Below are 17,738 nucleotides of genomic sequence, written 5' to 3' on the forward strand. Positions count from 1 at the left end.
GAGAAACGGCGCGTATTCGGCCGTGTTGCCGTGCGCGCGCACGATCTTGTGCAACCCGTTCGCGGGATCGGCCGCACACCCGGAACCGGTGGTGCACCGGAAGCGCGTGACGGACACGACGAGCCCGCGCCATGCGACATAGCCCGCATACGTCGGCCGCACGTCCGGCATCAACTGTGCTCGCACCGCCGAGCGGCCGCCGTCCGCACCGATCAGCAGGTCGGCCGTCTCGGCGTGGCCGCTCGCGAAATGCGCGACGATCCGCTCGCCGTCCTGCTCGAATCGCTCGAACGCGTCGCCCGTATGGACGATGCCGGCCGGCAGCGCGCGCTTCAACGCCGTGTAGATCACGTTCCATGCGGTCTGCGTTTGCGGCATCGTGAAGCGTTGCACGATGCGGTCGTGCGCATCGACGTAGATCCGGTCGATCGAATCGACGGCGGCCTCGCGCGGCAGCGGTACGTTGCCGAATGCGAACGCCCGCTCGATCGGCGGCTGCAGCACGATGCCGCCGCCGCGGCTGTCCAGGTCGTGCGGGGATTGCTCGAATACGCCGACGTCCCAGCCGGCCGCGCGCAGGGCGGTCGCGGCGAACAGCCGCCGACCGACCCGCCGACGATGACGGCCTTGCGGCCCGATCCGTGTTCCATCCGATGTCTCCCGATGATGGCCGAGCATAGGGCAAGCAACGGACGCAGCGGTTGAATCGTTCTGAAGCGGCCTGCGTGACAGCGTGACGCGTGCGCCGCCGCTCAGCCTCGGCGGCGTTTGGCGGGGGCGGCGCAGGAGCGGGAAGCCACGCGTTGCAGTGCGGCCGGCGTGCCGTTCACGAACGCGTCGACCTGCCGTTCGATTTCGGCGTCGAGATCGTCGGGCACCGGCAATCCGTATACCCGCTTGCGCACCCCGAGAGGGAAGAGGCTCGCGTGCAGGCTCCAGCCCCGTTCGATTTGCGCGTTGCGCTGCGCTTCCGCCGCCGGCGTTGCTTCAGAAAAATTCAGTTCGCCGCCATGACTTTCAGGCGCACGTCCCCTAGTCTTGCTACCGAACCGCCGCATGGGCCGGGCGCGCAGGTCGAAGGAGCTCCTGCTCGAGCATCTCGACGGCAACCTCGGGCTGGCCGACGTGGCGAGCGCATGCGGGCTGTCTCGCAGCTATTTCGTGAAGGCGTTTCACCAGACCACCGGGCTGCCGCCGCATCGCTGGCTCATCGTGCAGCGCATCGAACGGGCGAAGGAGTGGATGCGCAATCCGAGCCTGCCGTTGAGCATGATCGCCGACGCGTGCGGTTTCGCCGATCAGAGCCACTTCTCGCGGACCTTCACGCGCCTGACCGGCGTCAGCCCTCGCCGCTGGCGCGTGGACCATACCTGAGCGTCGTGATGCGGGGCCGGACAGGCGAGGTTCGCTTCGTCATCCGGCATCGGAACGTGTGCATCCTGCGCGGCTCGATTCGGCCGGGTGCGGGGCGGGCGCGGTAGCGGCGATCGCACGTGCGGCGCGCGGCTTGCGCCACGCCGGCCGGATCAGCGCGCGCCTGTAGCGGTGTGCGCAGGGTGCTTATGCGTAGAAGCCGATCAGCATGTCGAGATTGCGTTGCGCGTGCGGCTCGAGCGGCGCGAATTCCGCCGATCGAAACAACGGGGCCTGCGCGCGCAGATGTTCGAGCGCCTGCTTGCGGCCGGCGCGGAAGGCTGCCGACGGTGCATCGGGATCCTGCGCCCACTCGCGCGCGATCGCGCGGTCGTACTCGCGCAGCCGGTCGGGTGCGGCCGCGAGGATCGCGAGATCGGCGTCGAGAAAAATTTGCGCGGCGCGCTGCAATTCCGGATCGGCGGCGAACCCGTCAGGCAGCCGGTGCGATTTCGTCGCCAGCACCAGGTCGCGGGCAACGGACACGTGCGATGCATGCGCATGCAACCAGGCTGCGTCGCAACGCGCGTGCGTGACCTGCGCGAGCCATTGCGCGCTGAGCGCTTCGTTGTCCGCATACGCCGGCAGCGTCGTCGCGTAGACGATATCGTGCGCCCACACGGCGAGCTCGATGGCCGGCCACAGCGGGTCCGCACGATACGGCGCGAGGTGCGCGAACAGTTCCGCCAGATGGGCGAGCGTGTGGTAGAAGCGCTGCGGCTCGCCGTACGCGCGTTCGACGAGCGGCCACACGGCCGTCGTGCCGAAGCAGGCGTCGCAGGCGGCGCGCAGCGTGCGCGCGATATCGGGTTCGAGGGCGTGCATGGCGGCGATCGGCTCGGGCGGGCGATGCGCGCAGCATAGCAAACGTGGCCGCGAGCAGGCATGCCGCTTGCGCACGCGCACGGATTGCACCGTATCGGAGGTTGCCATGAAACGAATCTGGCCGCGCTGCCCGCTGCTCGCGATCTGGGCGGTCGGGGCGCTCGCGCTGTACGCAGACCTCGCCTCGGCGGCACCCGACGTCTCGATCAGCCGCGCGGATTATGGGACGACCGCGACCGGGCAGGCGGTGAGCCGGTACACGCTGGCGAACCAGCGCGGCGTGACGCTGAAAGTCATCACGTACGGCGCTATCGTGACCGCGCTCGACGTGCCGGATCGAACCGGCCACGTTGCCGACATCGTGCTCGGCTTCGATTCGCTGCACGACTATGAAGCGCACAACGGCAACATCCATTTCGGCGCACTGATCGGCCGGTATGCGAACCGCATTGCCGGCGGGCGGTTCCCGCTCGATGGCCGGACGTGGACGCTGCCGGTCAATGACGGGCCGAACACGCTGCATGGCGGCCCCGGCAGTTTCGACGCGAAGGTATGGACGGTCACCGGTACGCACAGCGACGCGAACGGTTCGAGCGTCACGCTGCGCTACGTGAGCCCCGACGGCGAGAACGGCTTTCCCGGCACGTTGACGACGGACGTGACCTACACGCTGACGCGCGACAACCAGATCCGGATCGACTATCGCGCGACGACCGACAAGGACACGGTCGTCAACCTGACCAACCACAGCTATTTCAATCTGGCGGGGCAGGCCGGCGGCAGCGTCGAGCGGCAACTGATCGAGATCGCCGCCTCGCGCTTCACGCCGACCGACGAGACGTCGATTCCGACCGGGCAACTGGTGAGCGTCGCGGGTACGCCGATGGATCTGCGCCAGCTGACGCCGATCGGTGCGCATTTGCGCGACGCCTATCCGCAGCTCGTCATCGCGCATGGGTACGACCAGAACTGGGTGCTCGACCAGGGCGGCCAGCCGGCGCCGGCGTTTGCCGCGCGCGCCTATGATCCGGCGTCGGGGCGCTTCCTCGAGTTGTACACGACGCAGCCGGGGCTGCAGTTCTATACGGCCAATGGATTGAACGGCAGCGTCGCGGGCAAGGGCGGGACGGTCTATCGGCAAACCGATGCGTTCGCGCTGGAGGCCGAGCATTTTCCCGATTCGCCGAATCATCCGGCATTCCCGACGACGGTGCTCAAGCCCGGCGAGACGCTGCACGAAGTGACGGTGTGGCGGGTGGGGGCACGATGAGCCGGGGCGCGGCCCGGATCGTCTCCGCTACAGGTTGACCACGCCGCGCCCGAGTTCGATCACGCGGCCGCCCACGCCGATTTCGCCGCTCGCGCTGACCGACAACCGCAACCGGCAAGGCCGGCCGACGGCGTCGCCCTGTTCGACCTGAAACGCGGCCGGCAGGTCGCGCTTCATCGCAAGCAGCCACCCGCCCAGGTTCGCGCAGGCCGACCCCGTGCCCGGGTCTTCGGAAACGCTGCCTTGCTTCACGAAGAAGTAGCGCGACACCACCGTCCCCGGACGCTCGGCATCGAACGCGAAGACGTAGGCGGTCTTGCGGCCGAGGCTGCTGGTCGGCCAGATATCGAGGCAGGCGCTGTCGGGCTGCGCGCGGCGCACGGCGGCGGGATCCTTGAGCGCGACCAGCAACTGGTCGGCGCCGGTGTCGACCCAGATCGGCGACGTGAGCAGATCGTCTTCCGTGAGCCCCAGCAAGGTCGCCATCCGGGCGTCCGACAATTCGCACGGCGCCGTCTTCGGCATGCCTGCGTGCGGCGCGGTGAACGTCCACACGTCGTCGTGCGCGCTCACGTCGACCACGCCGGCCTTGAACTCGAGTGCGAGCTCGTCGCCCGCACCCAGCAAGTCGCGCACGACATGCGCGGTGCCAAGCGTCGGATGGCCCGCAAAGGCCATTTCATAACCGGGCGTGAAGATGCGAACCCGCGCATGGGCGCGCTCCGACGGCAGCACGAAGGTCGTTTCGGACAGGTTGAACTGCACCGCGAGCGCCCGCATGGTCACGTCGTCCATGCCGCGCGCATCGTCGAATACGCAAAGCGGGTTGCCGCCGAAAGTCGATTCGGCGAATACGTTCAGCAGGCGGAAGGCGTAGGCAGGCATTTGAATCTCGTGTGGGTGCGGCAATCGACGGACCGAGGGGCACGTTTGTCGGCGGCTTGCGGCAGAGCGGCGGCGACATCGCGTCACAATGCGGTGCGTCATTGTGCCCGCAAGATGCGATGAAAGGGCGCCATCCGGGCTGTCCGTTTTTCATGCATGATCGGGGTTCTCCGGTTTGCCGATGGAGATTCGGTTCGATCACTCGACTATCCGCAACGTGCAGGTTCGAGCGTGCAGGGGGAAGACATGGGATCTGACGCAAGCGCTCCGGACACCGGCGGCGACCAAGCGAATGCCGGCTGGCCCCAAACGCTCCTGGACGCGATCGTCCGTGGCGTGGAAGGGCACGGCATCCCTGCCGGCACCGACTGGCCGACCGCGAAGCAAATCCTCGCGGACAACGATGGGCAGTGGAAATTCTCGGCGGTGCTGGTTCCAATCGTCGCGCGGCGCGAGCCGACGATCCTGCTGACCACGCGCGCGTCGGACCTCAGCGAATACTCGTCGCATGTGAGTTTTCCGGGCGGACGCCCGGCCGAGTCCGACCGCGATATCGGTACGACCGCTTTGCGCGAGGCATTCGAGGAAATCCGCCTCGCGCCTGATGTGGTCCGCGTGGCCGGCAGCTTGCCGATCCACAAAACCAGAAAACGCAATCACGCGATCTTTCCCGTGGTCGGCATCGTGCCGGAAACGGCGATATGGGAGGCGGCGCCCGCGGAAGTCGCGGAGATCTTCGAGTTTCCGTTCGCCGTGCTGCTGAATCCGGATCTGCTGCGGCAATACACGGACGGCGAGCGCACGGGCGCATGGTACTGGGCGGAGCAGACGCAGGACATCTGGGGTGTGACGGCGCTCATCCTGAGGTCGCTCGCCGGTCTGGTCCGCGATGCCATGCGTTGACGGCATGCGTGACGGTCGCACGCCGATGCACGTCAATGCACGTCAATGCGACGACACGAATTGCGCATCCTCGAAGGCTTCCGGAATCGCGAAGCTGTCGCGCATGCGCTGCGTTTCCTTCGCCGGCGTCAGGCCGAACAGGCGCTTGAATTCGCGGCTGAACTGCGACGGGCTCGCATAACCGACCGCGTAGCCGGCCGCCTCCGCCGTCAGGTCCTCGCGCACCATCAGCAGGCGCGCCTGATGCAGCCGTGTCGACTTCAGGTACTGCATCGGCGACACCTGCGTGATCGCCTTGAAGTGGCTGTGAAAGCTCGGCACGCTCATGCCGGCTTCGTCGGCCAGTTGCGGCACGTCGAGCGGCTGCGCGTAATCGGCATGGATCACGCGCAGTGACCGGCCGATCCGGCCGAACTGCCCGCGCATCGCCAGCGCGCTGCGCATCGCGCTGCCCTGCGCGCCGGTGAGCACGCGGAAATACAGCTCGCGCAGCAGCGCCGGGCCGAGCACCACGGCGTCGAGCGGCCGGTGCATCGCCTCGACGAAACGCAGCACCGATGCGTGCATCGCTTCGTCCATCGGCGTCGACATCATGCTCCTGGGCGCCTGCACGGGCTCCGCCGTCCCTTCGCGGTCGATCTGCGCCGCGAGTTCGGCGGCCAGCGTGAAATCGAGGTGCAGGTACAGCGCGAGCAGCGGGTGCTCGGGCGTGGCGTCGGTTTCCATGCTGAACGGCACGGGCACGGACACCGCCAGATAGTGGTGCTCGTCGTACAGATAGCGCTCGCCGCCGAAGTAGCCGCGCTTCGATCCCTGGCACACGATCACGATGCCCGGGTCGTACAGCACCGGCGTGCGCGACAGCGCGCGGTTCGAACGCAGGATGCGCACGCTCGGCAGCGCCGTCAGGTTGTAGCCTTCGTCGGGCGCCAGCGTGCGCAGCAGCGCCACCAGGCGCTTCCGGTCGCGCGGCGGCAGCGTCGGGGATCGGGCGGGGCGGGGATCGGCGCTCATAGTTTTGTGCAAGAAAATCAGCGGAATCGGGCTTATTCGACGTGGCTCGTCAGACTAGTATGCACGCTCCAATCGACATTCGGGAGAAGCTCACATGGCATCCGGCAAGCTCATGCTCATTACCGGCGTCAGCAGCGGCTTTGGTCGCGCGCTCGCGCAGGAGGCCCTCGCGGCGGGTTACACGGTGGTCGGCACCGTGCGAAGCGCGCAGGCGGCGCAGGATTTCGACGCGCTGTCCGCGCAGGCGTTCGCGCGGGTGCTCGACGTGACCGACTTCGACCGCATCGACGGCGTCGTGGCGGACATCGAGGCGAACGTCGGGCCCGTCGACGTCCTGGTGAACAACGCCGGCTACGGGCACGAAGGGATCATGGAAGAGGCGCCGCTCGCGGAGATGCGCCGGCAGTTCGACGTGAACGTGTTCGGCGCGGTCGCGATGATGAAGGCGGTCATCCCTTACATGCGCGAACGGCGGCGTGGCCACATCCTGAACATCACGTCGATGGGCGGCCACATCACGATGCCGGGCATCGCGTACTACTGCGGCAGCAAGTTCGCGCTGGAAGGTATTACCGAAACCGTCGGCAAGGAGCTGGCGCCGTTCGGCATCGTGGTGACGGCCGTGGCGCCGGGTTCGTTCCGCACCGACTGGGCCGGCCGCTCGATGGCGCGCACGCCGCGCTCGATCGCCGACTACGACGCGCTGTTCGACCCGATCCGCCAGGCGCGCGAAGAGAAGAGCGGCAAGCAGCTGGGCGATCCCGCGAAGGCCGCGCGGGCGATGCTCGCGGCGATCGCGGCGGACCACCCGCCCGCGCACCTGCTGCTCGGCAGCGACGCGCTGCGGCTGGTACGCGGCAAGCTGGCGGCGCTGGACGCGGAAATCCGCGCGTGGGAGGCCGTGACGGTGTCGACGGACGGTTGACGTGCCGTGCCGCACGATCGTTCGCCCGTAGCGGGTTCGTCCGCGTTGTCGACATCGTCGCCGGTCATTCGCAACTTGGCATCCTCGTTTAACAAACCTGTCCGATAATGGCTGCCGGCCAGTGCGCCGTTCATCCACCTCACAGGAGTCATCGCGATGCCATACGTCACAACGAAGGATCACGTCGAGATCTTTTACAAGGACTGGGGCCCGAAGGACGCGCAGCCCATCGTCTTCCATCATGGCTGGCCGTTGTCCGCGGACGACTGGGACGCGCAGATGCTCTTCTTCGTCCAGAAGGGCTATCGGGTGGTGGCGCACGACCGGCGCGGCCACGGCCGGTCGGCGCAGGTGTCGGACGGCCACGACATGGATCATTACGCGGCGGACGCGTTCGCGGTCGTCGAGGCGCTCGACCTGCGCAATGCGGTGCACATCGGCCACTCGACCGGCGGCGGCGAAGTGGCGCGCTACGTCGCGAAGCACGGCGAGCCGGCCGGCCGCGTCGCGAAGGCGGTGCTGGTCAGCGCGGTGCCGCCGCTGATGGTGAAAACCGCATCGAACCCGGAAGGCTTGCCGATCGAGGTGTTCGACGGCTTCCGCAAGGCGCTCGCCGACAATCGCGCGCAGTTTTTCCTCGATGTGCCGAGCGGCCCGTTCTACGGGTTCAACCGCGAAGGTGCAACCGTGCATCAGGGCGTGATCCGCAACTGGTGGCGACAGGGGATGGAAGGCAGCGCGAAGGCGCATTACGAAGGCATCAAGGCGTTTTCGGAAACGGACCAGACGGAAGACCTGAAGTCGATCTCCGTCCCGACGCTCGTGCTGCATGGCGAAGACGACCAGATCGTGCCGATCGCGGATGCCGCGCTGAAGTCGATCAAGCTGCTGAAGAACGGCACGCTGAAGACGTACCCGGGCTACTCGCACGGGATGCTGACGATCAACGCGGACGTCCTCAACGCCGACCTGCTGGCTTTCGTGCAGGCGTAACAGTGTGAGCGCAGGCCCGCTTCGGCGGGCTGCGCTGCCATTGCGGGCCGGCGGCGCGCAGTCGTGCCCGTCGCGCTGCCGGCCGCGCGGCCGGATCACCGGCCGCTGCGGTTTAGGGCCCGTTATTAGCGTGAACAGGCCCTAGCCCGGGCCGTTGAAGCGGATGCCCGGAAACGTCAGGCGCGGCAGCCGGCTTTCCAGAAACGCGAGCAGTTCGCGCACCTGCGCGGCCTTGGCTGAATCGTCCGGCCACACGAGGTAGTACGCGTCCCCCGTATTGACGGCGGTCTTGAACGGCAGCACGAGCTGCTTCTCGTCGATGGCCGTCGCGCACAGCGCGAGATCGCCGATCGAAATGCCGTGGCCGGCAATCGCCGCCGCGATCCCCTGTTCGAGCATGTCGAACACCTGCCCGCGCGTGATGTCCACCTCGAGATCATGGCCGCTGCCCTTGAGCCAGCGGCGCCAGTCGCGCCGGTCGGGCGACGGGTGGATCAGCTCGCACGCCGCCGGATTCGTGCGTGCGACCGTCGCGGTCGCCCGCGAGCACACCGGAATCAACCATTCGTCGAACAGCTTCACGCACTGCGTGGCCTCGCCGAACTTGCCCGCGCCGAGCAGGATCGCGCAATCGTAGGATTCGCTGAAGAAATCGACGGTATCGACGTCCATCCACACGCTCGCGATCTGCACCTCGAACGCGGGCCGCGTGGCGCGAAACGCGGCCAGGGCGTCGAGCAGCCAGCGCATCGTGAGCGTGGACGGCGCCTTGAGCCGCAGCACGTCGCGTTGCGACTGGAACAGCACGCAGGCTTCCTCGATCTGCCGGAAGCCGCGCCGCAGGCCCGACGCGAAGATGTGCGCTTCCGCCGTCACGGTCATTTTCGGGCCGTGCCGGACGAACAGCTTCCTCCCGAAGTACGCCTCGAGCGTCCGCACGTGCTTGCTCACCGCGCTTTGCGTGAGGCTCAGCTCCTCGGCGGCCAGCGTAAACGAACCGGTGCGCGCGGCGCTTTCGAACGCGCGCAGCGCGTAGACAGGCGGGAGCGGTTTGGCCTTCATGGGTTTAGAGCAGGAATAAAACTCATGTCATCCGGCAGGATTTTCCGTTTTTCAACAGCAGGCCGGGTACGCAATACTTCAGAAAACCGTGCAATCCGGTGCGCTGAAGCACGATGATGCCACCGTGGCGGGCACGCGCGTCCATTCACCCCACAACTTTTTGTCATGGCACTTCATTACCCGCTGCTGTTCGCCTATCTCGCCGCGATCGTGCTGCTCATCGCGACACCCGGCCCGGTCGTCATGCTCGTGGTCGGCACCGTCGCGCGGCGCGGCTTCCGCCAGGGGATGCTGACCGCGGTGGGCGCGAATGCCGCAAGCCTCGTGATGATCGCGGGGGCGATGCTGATGGTGTTCGGCGTCGTGCTCGTCAGCGAGCGTCTGTTGACCGGGTTGCATGTGGCCGGTTGCGTGTTCATCGCGGTGCTGGCCGTCCGGACGCTGCTCGGCGAATGGCGCGCCGGCCGCACGCGTAACGGCAACGACGCGCGGGAAGGCGAACCGGCGTCGCAGGCGCGCGGCTTGCCGGGCGTCGTGCGCGGCTTTCTCGTCGGCATCGCGAATCCGAAGGACCTGCTGTTCTTCGTCGCGTTCTTTCCGCAGTTCGTCGGCATCACGCCGGATTCGCGCGTGAGCCTGGCCATCCTGGCCGCACTGTGGATCGCGGTCGATTTCACGATCTTGACCAGCTACATGGCCGCGATCAACCATCCGCTGATTCATCGCAAGCAGCGCTGGATCACGGCGTCGTCGGCGGGCGCGCTGCTCGTGATTGCGCTCGCCGGGCTCGGCAGCACTATCGCGGGCACCGCGTAAGGCCGCCGTCGATCTGCATTACGCTTCGTTCGCTCCCACTCCTTGACCGAGTTCGATCATGTCCAGCACCCCTCCGACTTTCTCCGAACACCTCTTTTCCTATGGCACGCTGCAACTCGAACCCGTGCAGCTCGCGACCTTCGGCCGCAAGCTCGACGGTCGCGAGGATGCGATGCCCGGCTACGCGATGACGATGCTGAAGATCGACGATCCGGAAGTGGTGGCGACGAGCGGGAAGACGCATCATCCGGTGGTGGCTTATACCGGCCGGTCCGGTGATCGTGTCACCGGCACCGTGTTCGCGATCACGCCGAAAGAACTGCAGCACGCGGACGACTACGAAGTCGACGCGTATCGCCGCGATCGCGTGGTGCTCGAATCGGGCGTCGCCGCTTGGGTGTACGTGGACGCGACTTCGCCGCGACCGGCCTGAATCCGGCGCGCGGACAGGCGCGTGGCTGTCGCGCCTTCGCCTGCTAGTCGTTGCGCAGGAACACGACGTAGCCGCGGAACCACGGATTCGTCGCGAGGTACGGCGGCGCGTCCCATTCGCCGCCCTGGATGATGCCGATGCGAAACGGCAACTGCAGCCGCGCGACGCGCGGCAGGTAGTCCGCATAGTCGGGGATCGTGCGGCGGCCCTGGTAGGTCTGCACGACCACCTCGTCGACGATCCCCCTGAGCTGGTTCACCTGGTCGGTATCGATGCGGCTGCTCCAGTCGAGCAGCCCGGTGATGCTCAGCCGGCAATCGGCGGGCAGCGTGTCGCGCAGCGCCCGCAGGAATTCGAGGTAATCCTGCAGGTGGCGCGTGCGCGCATCGAAGTCGATCTGGATGCCGGTGATCGTGCGGCCCGACGCGCGCCAGCGCGTGAGCTGCGCGAGCATGATCTGCGTGACGCGCGGCGTCCAGCGCAGCGTATGCGCGCGATAGACGAGCCACACGTGCGCCTGCGGCGCGGGCGGCAGCGCGACGCCCTGCGCGATCACGCGAACCTGCGACTCGTCCCGTGGCGACGCCTCGATCTGCCCTTGCAGCACGTAGACGGCACGTGCGCCGTACACGACCGCCTGCGGCTTCACGCCTGCCCACAGCCAGAACGCGTCGTACCGCGCGGCGTCGACGGTGCCGGCCAGCGCGATGCGTCCGGCCAGCAGCAGTGCGAGGCACGCCAGGCATGCGATGCGCGTCACGCGGCGCTTACCAGTAGTAGCGAAGCTTCTGCGCCCACGGGCTGCCCGCGTAGCTGGCCTTCAGCGTATCGAACCAGCGCTTGCGCACGTTCTTCGGCACGTCCTTGCCGCCGCATTCGTTGGAGCCGCCCGGTGCATAGCACTTGATCGCACGGTAGTACGCGTAGGCGCGGTCGTTCGGGTTCGCCTGCGCATCGGCCATCACCGTCACGTAGCTCGACATCCGCTCGAACGGCTTGCCCGCGAACTGCGATGGCGCGGCGCCGAGCGTCGGCGGGATGCGCGTGGCGGCCGTCGTCGACGCGTTGCGCATCCACAGCGGCACCGGATCGTTTTCGAGGCCGGCCGCGGGCGGGTGCAGGCGCACGAAATCGGCGAGACAGTTCAGCCCTTTCGCATCGGCGGGATTCTGCTGGAGCAGCGTGGCGATGTCGTGCGCGGACGGGCACGTATAACCGTCTTCGTTCCTGGCGCCGGCCGCGATGAACGGCTTCAGCGGATCGGCCGGCTTGCCTGACACCAGCGCGGCATCGGCGATGAACTCGGCGTAGTGCGAACGCGTGAGCTCCTTGTACAGCAGCGTGGTCAGCGCGGTGTCGCGCAGCGCGCCGCCGGTCGCCTGGTTCTGCGCCTGGGCGCGCAGCAGGTCCGCATTGGCCGAGCGTTGCAGCAGCACGGCGCGGATCGCGGCGTTCTGCACGGGCGAATCGTCGGCGAACGCGTCGTTGACGAGCCCGGCCTGCTCCAGGTTGATCGCGAGCGCGAGTTCCAGCGCCTCGCGCTGGAAGCGGAACGTCGCGAGCGGGATCAGGTCGCGCCACAGCTGGCGCGCCTTGTCGGACTGGCCGCTATCCTCCAGCGCGAACCCGCGCAGCGCCTGCTGGCTCAGGCCGAAGTAGTCGAGCGGCTCCGCGGGCGTCTGCGGCAGCAACGCGAGCGCGGCGTCCGGCTTGTGCCCGATCTGGACGTACCAGGTCGCGAGCAGGTAGTCGTACAGTGCGGGCGCGTTCGCGAAGCGCGGCTTCTGCGCCTGCAGGTCGTCCAGCGTCAGCGGCTTGCGGCTCGAATCGCTGCTGTCCGACGTGCGCATGCGCAGCAGGTCGACGGTCGCGAGCACGGTCGGTGACTGGATCTGGCTCGCGTCGAATTCAGACCCGAACAGCAGCTTGCTGTCGAGTTCGTTCGCGAGCTGGATCAGCGGCACGTTCGACGTCGCCGGCGACCAGCGCGCGAGCGCGTGGCCGTACAGGTCGGCCTGCTGCGTGACGTTGCCGCCAAGCCACGCGACACGCCGCAACAGCCCGTTTGCAGAGGTCGCATAGCGCCCCTGCGGGTACACCTTCAGGTAAGTGCGAAACACCGTGTTCGCTGCGTCGAGCGACACCTTCGTCACGCGGCCGCGCGTCGGCGTCGGGCTGTCGTGGTCGAACACGTTGGCCTGCGCGGCGTTCAGCTGCGCGCGCCCGGCCATGTAGAGCCCGGTTTCCTTCAGCCACGGGTTCGCGCTGTGTGACGCGCTCGCGAAGGCCCGGGTCGCGGTGAGGAAGTCGGCGCGGTAGAACGCATTCGTGCCGTCGAGGTACGCGGCGAACTGCTGGCCGAGCGGCGACTTGACCGGCGGTTTGGTCCACGCGGCACTCGCGCCGCCGGCGGCGCAGGTCTTCTGCGCGATGTCGGCGCGCGCCGCGCGCAGCCGTGAGGCTTCGTCGGCGGGGAGGCCGCCGGCACCGCCCAGTGCGTCGTTGAACGCATCGGCGCCCGAGGCCATGCTGCGGCAGATGCTGCCTTCGCCGTCGGCGTACTGGTTCGACGGCGCTTCGGCATCCGTTGCGCTGCCGGTCTTGTCGGGCTCCTTCTGCCCGATGTAGATCCATCCGGAGAAGTCCATCGGGAACGGCACGATGATCTGGTTGATCCGGTCCTTCGCCGGGATCGTCTTCGGGTCCGGAAACGCCTGCGCGACCTTGGCGCTGTCGACCATCATCAGCATCGCGTTGATGCGCGTGTCGTTGGCGGGGCTCAGCATCGGCACGTTGGCGCAGGAGTAGGTGTTTGGCCGGAGCGTGGTCGGCGCATAGCAGCCGTCGTCGCCGCTGGCATGGGCAACAGGAATCCAGAACAGGCTGGCCGCCAGCGCGGCGAACAGGTGTCGGTGCAGCAATGGGCTTTTAGGCATTTCTTCTTGTGCCGGGTGTGGGGCCGCAGCGGCCGGGTCTCTCAGGTGAGGCGTTTCGCCCCGGCGCGTATCGTACCGCACCGGTCGCTTCGGCCGCGAGCGCGCGCAGGCCGGCCGGCAGCCGCATCGAATGCGGGCCGGCGAAATGGAAGTCCACTCACTGTAGACGCAACGCCACCTTGAATCCGGACCGCCTGAATTAAGATGCAGCCGGCAGTGACGGACATCCGACGATAGACAACCCGTCGTCGTCGCTGCCTGACGGGGGCGGTCCGCCGGAAGCGGCGTTCGCATCGATCCGCACGACGGGGTCGATCATGATTGAGGGCGAGCGGACGCCGGTTTCCATGCCTGTTCAATAGTATTGCTTATCAATAGGCCGATCGATGCGAGGCATCGTGAGGCGAACGGCAGACGAGAGTGCGCCGGCACACGAAAATAAGAGGATTCCGATGAAACCCATTACATGGATGGTCATGGCAGTCGCGCTCGCGCTGTCCGCCTGCGGCGGCGACGATGTCGCCACGAACGGCGGCGCGTCGTCGTCGTCGCCGAACACGCCCGGTTCACCTTCCGGCCCGACGTCGCCCGGTGGCGGCTCGAACGGCGGCTCGAACGGCGGGCCGACGGGCGGCGGCGGGACGACGCAACCGCAGGCCGGCTGGTCGAAGGCTGCCGCCGTGGACGGCAACGGGCCGGAAGGCCAGCCCAGCGTGACCATCGACGCGAGCGGCAACGCGCTCGCCACCTGGATGACCAATGGCCCGGCCGGCACGAACGGCAACGAAATGTGGGGCGCGCGCCGTGTGGCGGGCTCGGGCTGGGGCAGCGCGACGCGGCTCGACACGGGCGACGGTTCGCATGCGATGAACACGCTGACCGGCGTGCAGCCGAAACTGGTCGGCAATGCGAGCGGGCAGGCGGTCGCGTTCTGGACCGAATGGACGCCGGGCGCCAACACGTACGCGTTGTGGGCGCGCCCGTACAGTCCGGGTAGCGGCTGGGGCACGCCGGTCACGGTGGCGCCGGACATGGCCGGGTCGTCCTATTCGGCCGGCATGGACAGCCAGGGCAACGCGCTCGTCACCTGGACGCAGTCGATCAGCCTGCTCGATACGCGCATCGCGTGGACGCGCTATACGCAGGCCGGGCAGTGGTCGCCGACGGCGCTGGTCCAGATGCCGGTGCAGAGCGGCCCGGACGCCGTGACCGGCGACACCGACAACGTGCGGCCGATGCTGTCGGTCCTGTCGTCCGGCCGGGCGGTGCTCGCGTGGCGGCAGACCAACCATACGAAATCGGCGCTGTGGACGGCCACGTACGACGCGACCAACGGCTGGACCAACGTCAACCCGGTCGTCTCGAACTCGAGCCTGTTCACGACGATCATCTCGCCGGTCGCCGGCATGGACGCGAAGGGCAACATCACGCTGGTCTGGGGGCAACTCGACGTGACGGGCGGCAAGCTCTACAACGCCACGATGTCGCAGCGCTACGTGTCCGGAACCGGATGGCAGCCCGCCCAGCCGGTCGCCCCGGCGATCGTGGTGCCCACGGGCTTCATCGCGACGCCGATGCTGACCGTCAACGAAAACGGCGTGGCCGCCGCGATGTGGGCCGAAGGCGGCGCGGTGCTGCAGGCGAGCGTGTCGGACGCCAGCGGAAACTGGGGGCCGCTGCAGAAGCTGACGGAACACCTGAACGGGGCGGCGCTCCAGTACCCCCCGCTGGTGATCGACGCGGCCGGCAACGTGACGGTCGCCTGGGAGGACACGGGCACGCCGAACGCGTCGGTCCTCCTCGTGGCCGGCTACCGGAACGGCGCGTGGAGCACGTCGACGGCGGATCCGCAGGATGGAACGTGGCCGGCGCTGGCCGTCAACGCGGCGGGGGCGATGGCGCTCGTCTGGCAGGGGTTTGCCGCGAACATCGGCAGCCAGATCCAGTCCAGTTTTTATACGCCGGGCTCGTAATCGTGTCGCGTCGGGCATTCGAAGGAGAAGCCATGAAGCAAGTCTTGCAGTGCACCGTTGTCACCTTGCGGACCGCGCTGGGCGCGGCGGCCGCCGGCCTCGTGTTGTCCGCGTGCGGTTCGACGCAGATGAACATGGTCGACGTGCAGACGTCGACCGCGAAGACGCTCGGCCTCGCGTCGTCGGACGAAATCACGATCGCCAACGTGCAGTACGGGAAGAAGGACGGGCTGGGTGGCCAGAAGGTGGGTTACGACGCGACGACCGGCAAGGGGCGGCGTTTCGGCTGTACGGTGTTCATGATTCCGGGGCTCACGCCGATCGATCGGCCGACGTACAACAACTGGGAATGCCATCCGCAACGCTGATGGCCGCGAGATCGACGGCGCCCGTCGCAGGGCGCCGGTCGGCCGCTTGTGTGGACGACATGCCGCGCCGGCCTTGCGCCGGCGCAATTTGGTCCGATAATCGACGAACCGATCTATCCTCCCGTGTCGGCTCGATAAAAAAACTGTCATGGATCAAGCGGCATTCGTCCCTGTTTTCAAGTTTCGCACGATCGACTACCCCGAACAGGACCGGTTCCACGTCTGGGTCAAGGACATGCTGTGCGACTACCGTCTGGATGACGACGGCGGCCACGGCGCGTTCGACGCGGAAGCGAGCGGCGCGGCGCTCGGCCCGCTGATCCTGTCGGGCCGGCAATGGCGGTCGCGCGCACCGGCCTATCGGGTCAATCGCACCACACGGCGAATCCGGCTCGACGGCCAGGATTCGATCCGCTTCACATTGTTGCTCGGCGGGCGGCTGGCCAGCTACACCGGCGGGCCCGAACTGGTCAAGCGCGCCGGCGACGTGTTCGTCTACGACGTCGCGCAGGTCAACGACTGCCGGGTCGAGGCCGGCGACGTGATCAGCCTGGTCGTGCCGAGGTACCTGCTGCCGAGCCATGCCGCACAGGCGCACGGCCAGACGCTGACGAGCGGCGTGGGGCGGCTGCTGGGCGACCACATGCTGTCGCTGTTCCGCAACCTGCCGACTCTGCGCACGCACGAGATCCCGAGCATCGTGCAATCGATGTTGCTGCTGCTGGCCGCGGCCATTTCACCCACCACGCAGGCGCTGCACGACGCACGCGGCCCGATCGACGGGGCGCTGGCCGAGCGGATCCGGCGCTACATCGACGTGCATCTGCTGGAGCCCGACCTCGATCCCGACCGGATCTGCCGCGACATCGGCGTGTCGAGAGCGCGGCTCTACCAGCTGTTCAAGGAAGACGGCGGCGTGATGCGGCAGATCACGCGCCGGCGGCTGCGCCATGCGTACCACGTGCTGGGCGACCCGCAGCGCCGGCATCGGCGCATCGCGGAAATCGCGTGGGCGCACGGCTTTCCCGACGAGAAGTATTTCCACCGGCTGTTCAAGGCGGAGTTCGGCCACACGCCGAAGGAAACGCTCGAATGCGCGACCGCGCCGGTGCTGCTGCCATGCGATGCGGCCGAGGATCGATGGGCGGACGGCGGCCGCCTGACAGGATGGACGTTGCCGTTCGGCGTACTCACCAACTGAGCGGGCGGGGCACACCGGCCGCCGCACGGCGGTTCGTGTCGTGCGTCACGCGTACGCGCTGCTCGCCACACCGCCTTCATCGACATCGTCGATCGCGGCCCGCAAGTCGTCGATCGCCACCATCAGCTCGCGGACCTGCCGCAACGACGGGTACTGGTGCAGCACCGCGTGCCATTGCGGCAGCGTCAGCAGCGCGTGCCAGACCACACCGAGGCCGTCCGGATCGGCATCCGGCCGCTGCGCGAGCGCGCTCGCGTATTCGAGGCTCGCCTGTGCCGACAGCAACTGCATTCGGCTGGCGGCGCCCAGCAGGCGCGGCGTCGTGTCGGCGGACGCATCGCAGCAATAGAGCACTTCGCGTGGCAGCGTCGCTTCATCGGTCGTCAGTGCGCGCAGCGACGCGCCGTGCACGCGCACCGTGCCCTGGTGCGTCTCGAACGCATAGAGCGTGTCCGGGTCGGCCTGCGCGAGCAGGTTCAGGCCGCGCAGCAGCCGCGGCAGATCGGTCGTCGCGGCATCCGCGGATGCTTTCGCTTCGACGAGGAAGCGCACGTTCCACACGGGCGCCGGGTCATCGCCGCGCGGGCGTTCGAGCAGGATCGCGTCCCATTCGGTTTTCGCGCGATCGTGGCGGCCCGGAATCGATGACGGCACGCGCATCGACATGCTCGCCGAGCCAGCGCAACGCGTCGGCCTTCGCGTCGAGCACTTCGGGCAGCGC

At 67.8% G+C, this 17,738-nt stretch carries 18 protein-coding genes and 1 pseudogene; 10 read left to right on the forward strand and 9 right to left on the reverse strand.

Annotation, left to right across the window (positions count from 1 at the left end; translation table 11 throughout):
• Together G3N98_RS32045 and G3N98_RS32050 are read right to left on the reverse strand one after the other, a co-directional pair.
• Positions 1 to 678: FAD-dependent monooxygenase (locus tag G3N98_RS32045; RefSeq protein WP_241026180.1), on the reverse strand; the 678-nt coding region annotated here is incomplete at its 3' end.
• A 74-nt stretch (positions 679 to 752) separates the two neighbouring features.
• Positions 753 to 1,058: a hypothetical protein gene (locus tag G3N98_RS32050; RefSeq protein WP_241026176.1), complete on the reverse strand. Its 306-nt coding sequence runs from the start codon at positions 1,056 to 1,058 to the stop codon at positions 753 to 755.
• Between G3N98_RS32050 and G3N98_RS32055 the strand changes: the two genes are divergently transcribed.
• On the forward strand, positions 1,057 to 1,374 hold the full coding sequence (locus G3N98_RS32055) for an AraC family transcriptional regulator (protein WP_241026177.1): 318 nt from the start codon (positions 1,057 to 1,059) through the stop codon (positions 1,372 to 1,374). The two genes, G3N98_RS32050 and G3N98_RS32055, sit on opposite strands and share 2 nt — an antisense overlap.
• Positions 1,375 to 1,560: 186 nt before the next feature.
• Here the strand turns inward: G3N98_RS32055 and G3N98_RS32060 are convergent, their stop codons facing one another.
• Positions 1,561 to 2,238: a hypothetical protein gene (locus G3N98_RS32060; protein ID WP_206150440.1), complete on the reverse strand. Its 678-nt coding sequence runs from the start codon at positions 2,236 to 2,238 to the stop codon at positions 1,561 to 1,563.
• 106 nt (positions 2,239 to 2,344) lie between these two features.
• Here G3N98_RS32060 and G3N98_RS32065 point away from each other — a divergent pair, with 106 nt between their 5' ends.
• Positions 2,345 to 3,508 carry an aldose epimerase family protein gene (locus G3N98_RS32065; RefSeq protein WP_206150441.1) on the forward strand — a complete coding sequence of 388 codons (1,164 nt, stop codon included), beginning with the start codon at positions 2,345 to 2,347 and terminating at the stop codon, positions 3,506 to 3,508.
• A 27-nt stretch (positions 3,509 to 3,535) separates the two neighbouring features.
• Here G3N98_RS32065 and G3N98_RS32070 read toward each other — a convergent pair whose 3' ends face one another.
• Positions 3,536 to 4,393 carry a PhzF family phenazine biosynthesis protein gene (locus G3N98_RS32070; protein WP_206150442.1) on the reverse strand — a complete coding sequence of 286 codons (858 nt, stop codon included), beginning with the start codon at positions 4,391 to 4,393 and terminating at the stop codon, positions 3,536 to 3,538.
• Positions 4,394 to 4,549: 156 nt separating this feature from the next.
• On the opposite strand from G3N98_RS32070, the gene G3N98_RS32075 reads away from it, so the two are divergent.
• Positions 4,550 to 5,296, forward strand: a complete 747-nt coding sequence (locus G3N98_RS32075) for a CoA pyrophosphatase (protein WP_241026178.1) — start codon at positions 4,550 to 4,552, stop codon at positions 5,294 to 5,296.
• A 42-nt stretch (positions 5,297 to 5,338) separates the two neighbouring features.
• Here G3N98_RS32075 and G3N98_RS32080 read toward each other — a convergent pair whose 3' ends face one another.
• Complete coding sequence (locus tag G3N98_RS32080; protein ID WP_206150443.1) at positions 5,339 to 6,310, reverse strand: AraC family transcriptional regulator; 972 nt, start codon at positions 6,308 to 6,310, stop codon at positions 5,339 to 5,341.
• Positions 6,311 to 6,404: 94 nt separating this feature from the next.
• Between G3N98_RS32080 and G3N98_RS32085 the strand changes: the two genes are divergently transcribed.
• Positions 6,405 to 7,235 (forward strand): oxidoreductase, encoded by an 831-nt coding sequence (locus tag G3N98_RS32085; RefSeq protein WP_206150444.1) that lies wholly within the window; start codon positions 6,405 to 6,407, stop codon positions 7,233 to 7,235.
• A gap of 156 nt (positions 7,236 to 7,391) precedes the next feature.
• Positions 7,392 to 8,228, forward strand: coding sequence for an alpha/beta hydrolase (locus G3N98_RS32090; protein ID WP_089429545.1), 837 nt, complete (start codon positions 7,392 to 7,394; stop codon positions 8,226 to 8,228).
• A 141-nt stretch (positions 8,229 to 8,369) separates the two neighbouring features.
• On the opposite strand, the gene G3N98_RS32095 is transcribed toward G3N98_RS32090, so the two are convergent.
• Positions 8,370 to 9,290 carry a LysR substrate-binding domain-containing protein gene (locus tag G3N98_RS32095; RefSeq protein WP_089429546.1) on the reverse strand — a complete coding sequence of 307 codons (921 nt, stop codon included), beginning with the start codon at positions 9,288 to 9,290 and terminating at the stop codon, positions 8,370 to 8,372.
• A gap of 165 nt (positions 9,291 to 9,455) precedes the next feature.
• Between G3N98_RS32095 and G3N98_RS32100 the strand changes: the two genes are divergently transcribed.
• Positions 9,456 to 10,106, forward strand: a complete 651-nt coding sequence (locus G3N98_RS32100) for a LysE family translocator (protein WP_206150445.1) — start codon at positions 9,456 to 9,458, stop codon at positions 10,104 to 10,106.
• Between the two features lie 58 nt (positions 10,107 to 10,164).
• Positions 10,165 to 10,539: a gamma-glutamylcyclotransferase family protein gene (locus G3N98_RS32105; protein WP_206150446.1), complete on the forward strand. Its 375-nt coding sequence runs from the start codon at positions 10,165 to 10,167 to the stop codon at positions 10,537 to 10,539.
• A 43-nt stretch (positions 10,540 to 10,582) separates the two neighbouring features.
• On the opposite strand, the gene G3N98_RS32110 is transcribed toward G3N98_RS32105, so the two are convergent.
• A complete protein-coding gene (locus G3N98_RS32110; RefSeq protein WP_206150450.1) occupies positions 10,583 to 11,290 on the reverse strand; it encodes a DUF3142 domain-containing protein in 708 nt (235 codons plus the stop codon).
• A gap of 16 nt (positions 11,291 to 11,306) precedes the next feature.
• Positions 11,307 to 13,475: a hypothetical protein gene (locus G3N98_RS32115; RefSeq protein ID WP_206150447.1), complete on the reverse strand. Its 2,169-nt coding sequence runs from the start codon at positions 13,473 to 13,475 to the stop codon at positions 11,307 to 11,309.
• A 452-nt stretch (positions 13,476 to 13,927) separates the two neighbouring features.
• Here G3N98_RS32115 and G3N98_RS32120 point away from each other — a divergent pair, with 452 nt between their 5' ends.
• The 3 genes from G3N98_RS32120 (at position 13,928) to G3N98_RS32130 (ending at position 17,017) form a co-directional block, all read left to right on the forward strand.
• Positions 13,928 to 15,448, forward strand: a complete 1,521-nt coding sequence (locus G3N98_RS32120) for a hypothetical protein (protein WP_206150448.1) — start codon at positions 13,928 to 13,930, stop codon at positions 15,446 to 15,448.
• A 32-nt stretch (positions 15,449 to 15,480) separates the two neighbouring features.
• Positions 15,481 to 15,816 (forward strand): hypothetical protein, encoded by a 336-nt coding sequence (locus G3N98_RS32125; protein ID WP_069249419.1) that lies wholly within the window; start codon positions 15,481 to 15,483, stop codon positions 15,814 to 15,816.
• 148 nt (positions 15,817 to 15,964) lie between these two features.
• A complete protein-coding gene (locus tag G3N98_RS32130) occupies positions 15,965 to 17,017 on the forward strand; it encodes an AraC family transcriptional regulator (RefSeq protein ID WP_089476021.1) in 1,053 nt (350 codons plus the stop codon).
• Positions 17,018 to 17,062: 45 nt separating this feature from the next.
• Here G3N98_RS32130 and G3N98_RS32135 read toward each other — a convergent pair.
• Positions 17,063 to 17,738 (reverse strand): annotated as a pseudogene (locus tag G3N98_RS32135) (3-deoxy-D-arabino-heptulosonate 7-phosphate synthase); the annotation flags it as partial.

This window comes from Burkholderia sp. Tr-20390 (genome assembly GCF_017104595.1).
In the GTDB taxonomy this organism is placed as follows: Bacteria; Pseudomonadota; Gammaproteobacteria; order Burkholderiales; family Burkholderiaceae; genus Burkholderia.

Coding starts and splice junctions, on each gene's coding strand:
- G3N98_RS32055 (WP_241026177.1), top strand. CDS start 1,057: ATGGGCCGGGCGCGCAGGTCGAAGGAGCTCCTGCTCGAGCATCTCGAC.
- G3N98_RS32050 (WP_241026176.1), bottom strand. CDS start 1,058: ATGCGGCGGTTCGGTAGCAAGACTAGGGGACGTGCGCCTGAAAGTCAT.
- G3N98_RS32060 (WP_206150440.1), bottom strand. CDS start 2,238: ATGCACGCCCTCGAACCCGATATCGCGCGCACGCTGCGCGCCGCCTGC.
- G3N98_RS32065 (WP_206150441.1), top strand. CDS start 2,345: ATGAAACGAATCTGGCCGCGCTGCCCGCTGCTCGCGATCTGGGCGGTC.
- G3N98_RS32070 (WP_206150442.1), bottom strand. CDS start 4,393: ATGCCTGCCTACGCCTTCCGCCTGCTGAACGTATTCGCCGAATCGACT.
- G3N98_RS32075 (WP_241026178.1), top strand. CDS start 4,550: ATGATCGGGGTTCTCCGGTTTGCCGATGGAGATTCGGTTCGATCACTC.
- G3N98_RS32080 (WP_206150443.1), bottom strand. CDS start 6,310: ATGAGCGCCGATCCCCGCCCCGCCCGATCCCCGACGCTGCCGCCGCGC.
- G3N98_RS32085 (WP_206150444.1), top strand. CDS start 6,405: ATGGCATCCGGCAAGCTCATGCTCATTACCGGCGTCAGCAGCGGCTTT.
- G3N98_RS32090 (WP_089429545.1), top strand. CDS start 7,392: ATGCCATACGTCACAACGAAGGATCACGTCGAGATCTTTTACAAGGAC.
- G3N98_RS32095 (WP_089429546.1), bottom strand. CDS start 9,290: ATGAAGGCCAAACCGCTCCCGCCTGTCTACGCGCTGCGCGCGTTCGAA.
- G3N98_RS32100 (WP_206150445.1), top strand. CDS start 9,456: ATGGCACTTCATTACCCGCTGCTGTTCGCCTATCTCGCCGCGATCGTG.
- G3N98_RS32105 (WP_206150446.1), top strand. CDS start 10,165: ATGTCCAGCACCCCTCCGACTTTCTCCGAACACCTCTTTTCCTATGGC.
- G3N98_RS32115 (WP_206150447.1), bottom strand. CDS start 13,475: ATGCCTAAAAGCCCATTGCTGCACCGACACCTGTTCGCCGCGCTGGCG.
- G3N98_RS32120 (WP_206150448.1), top strand. CDS start 13,928: ATGAAACCCATTACATGGATGGTCATGGCAGTCGCGCTCGCGCTGTCC.
- G3N98_RS32125 (WP_069249419.1), top strand. CDS start 15,481: ATGAAGCAAGTCTTGCAGTGCACCGTTGTCACCTTGCGGACCGCGCTG.
- G3N98_RS32130 (WP_089476021.1), top strand. CDS start 15,965: ATGGATCAAGCGGCATTCGTCCCTGTTTTCAAGTTTCGCACGATCGAC.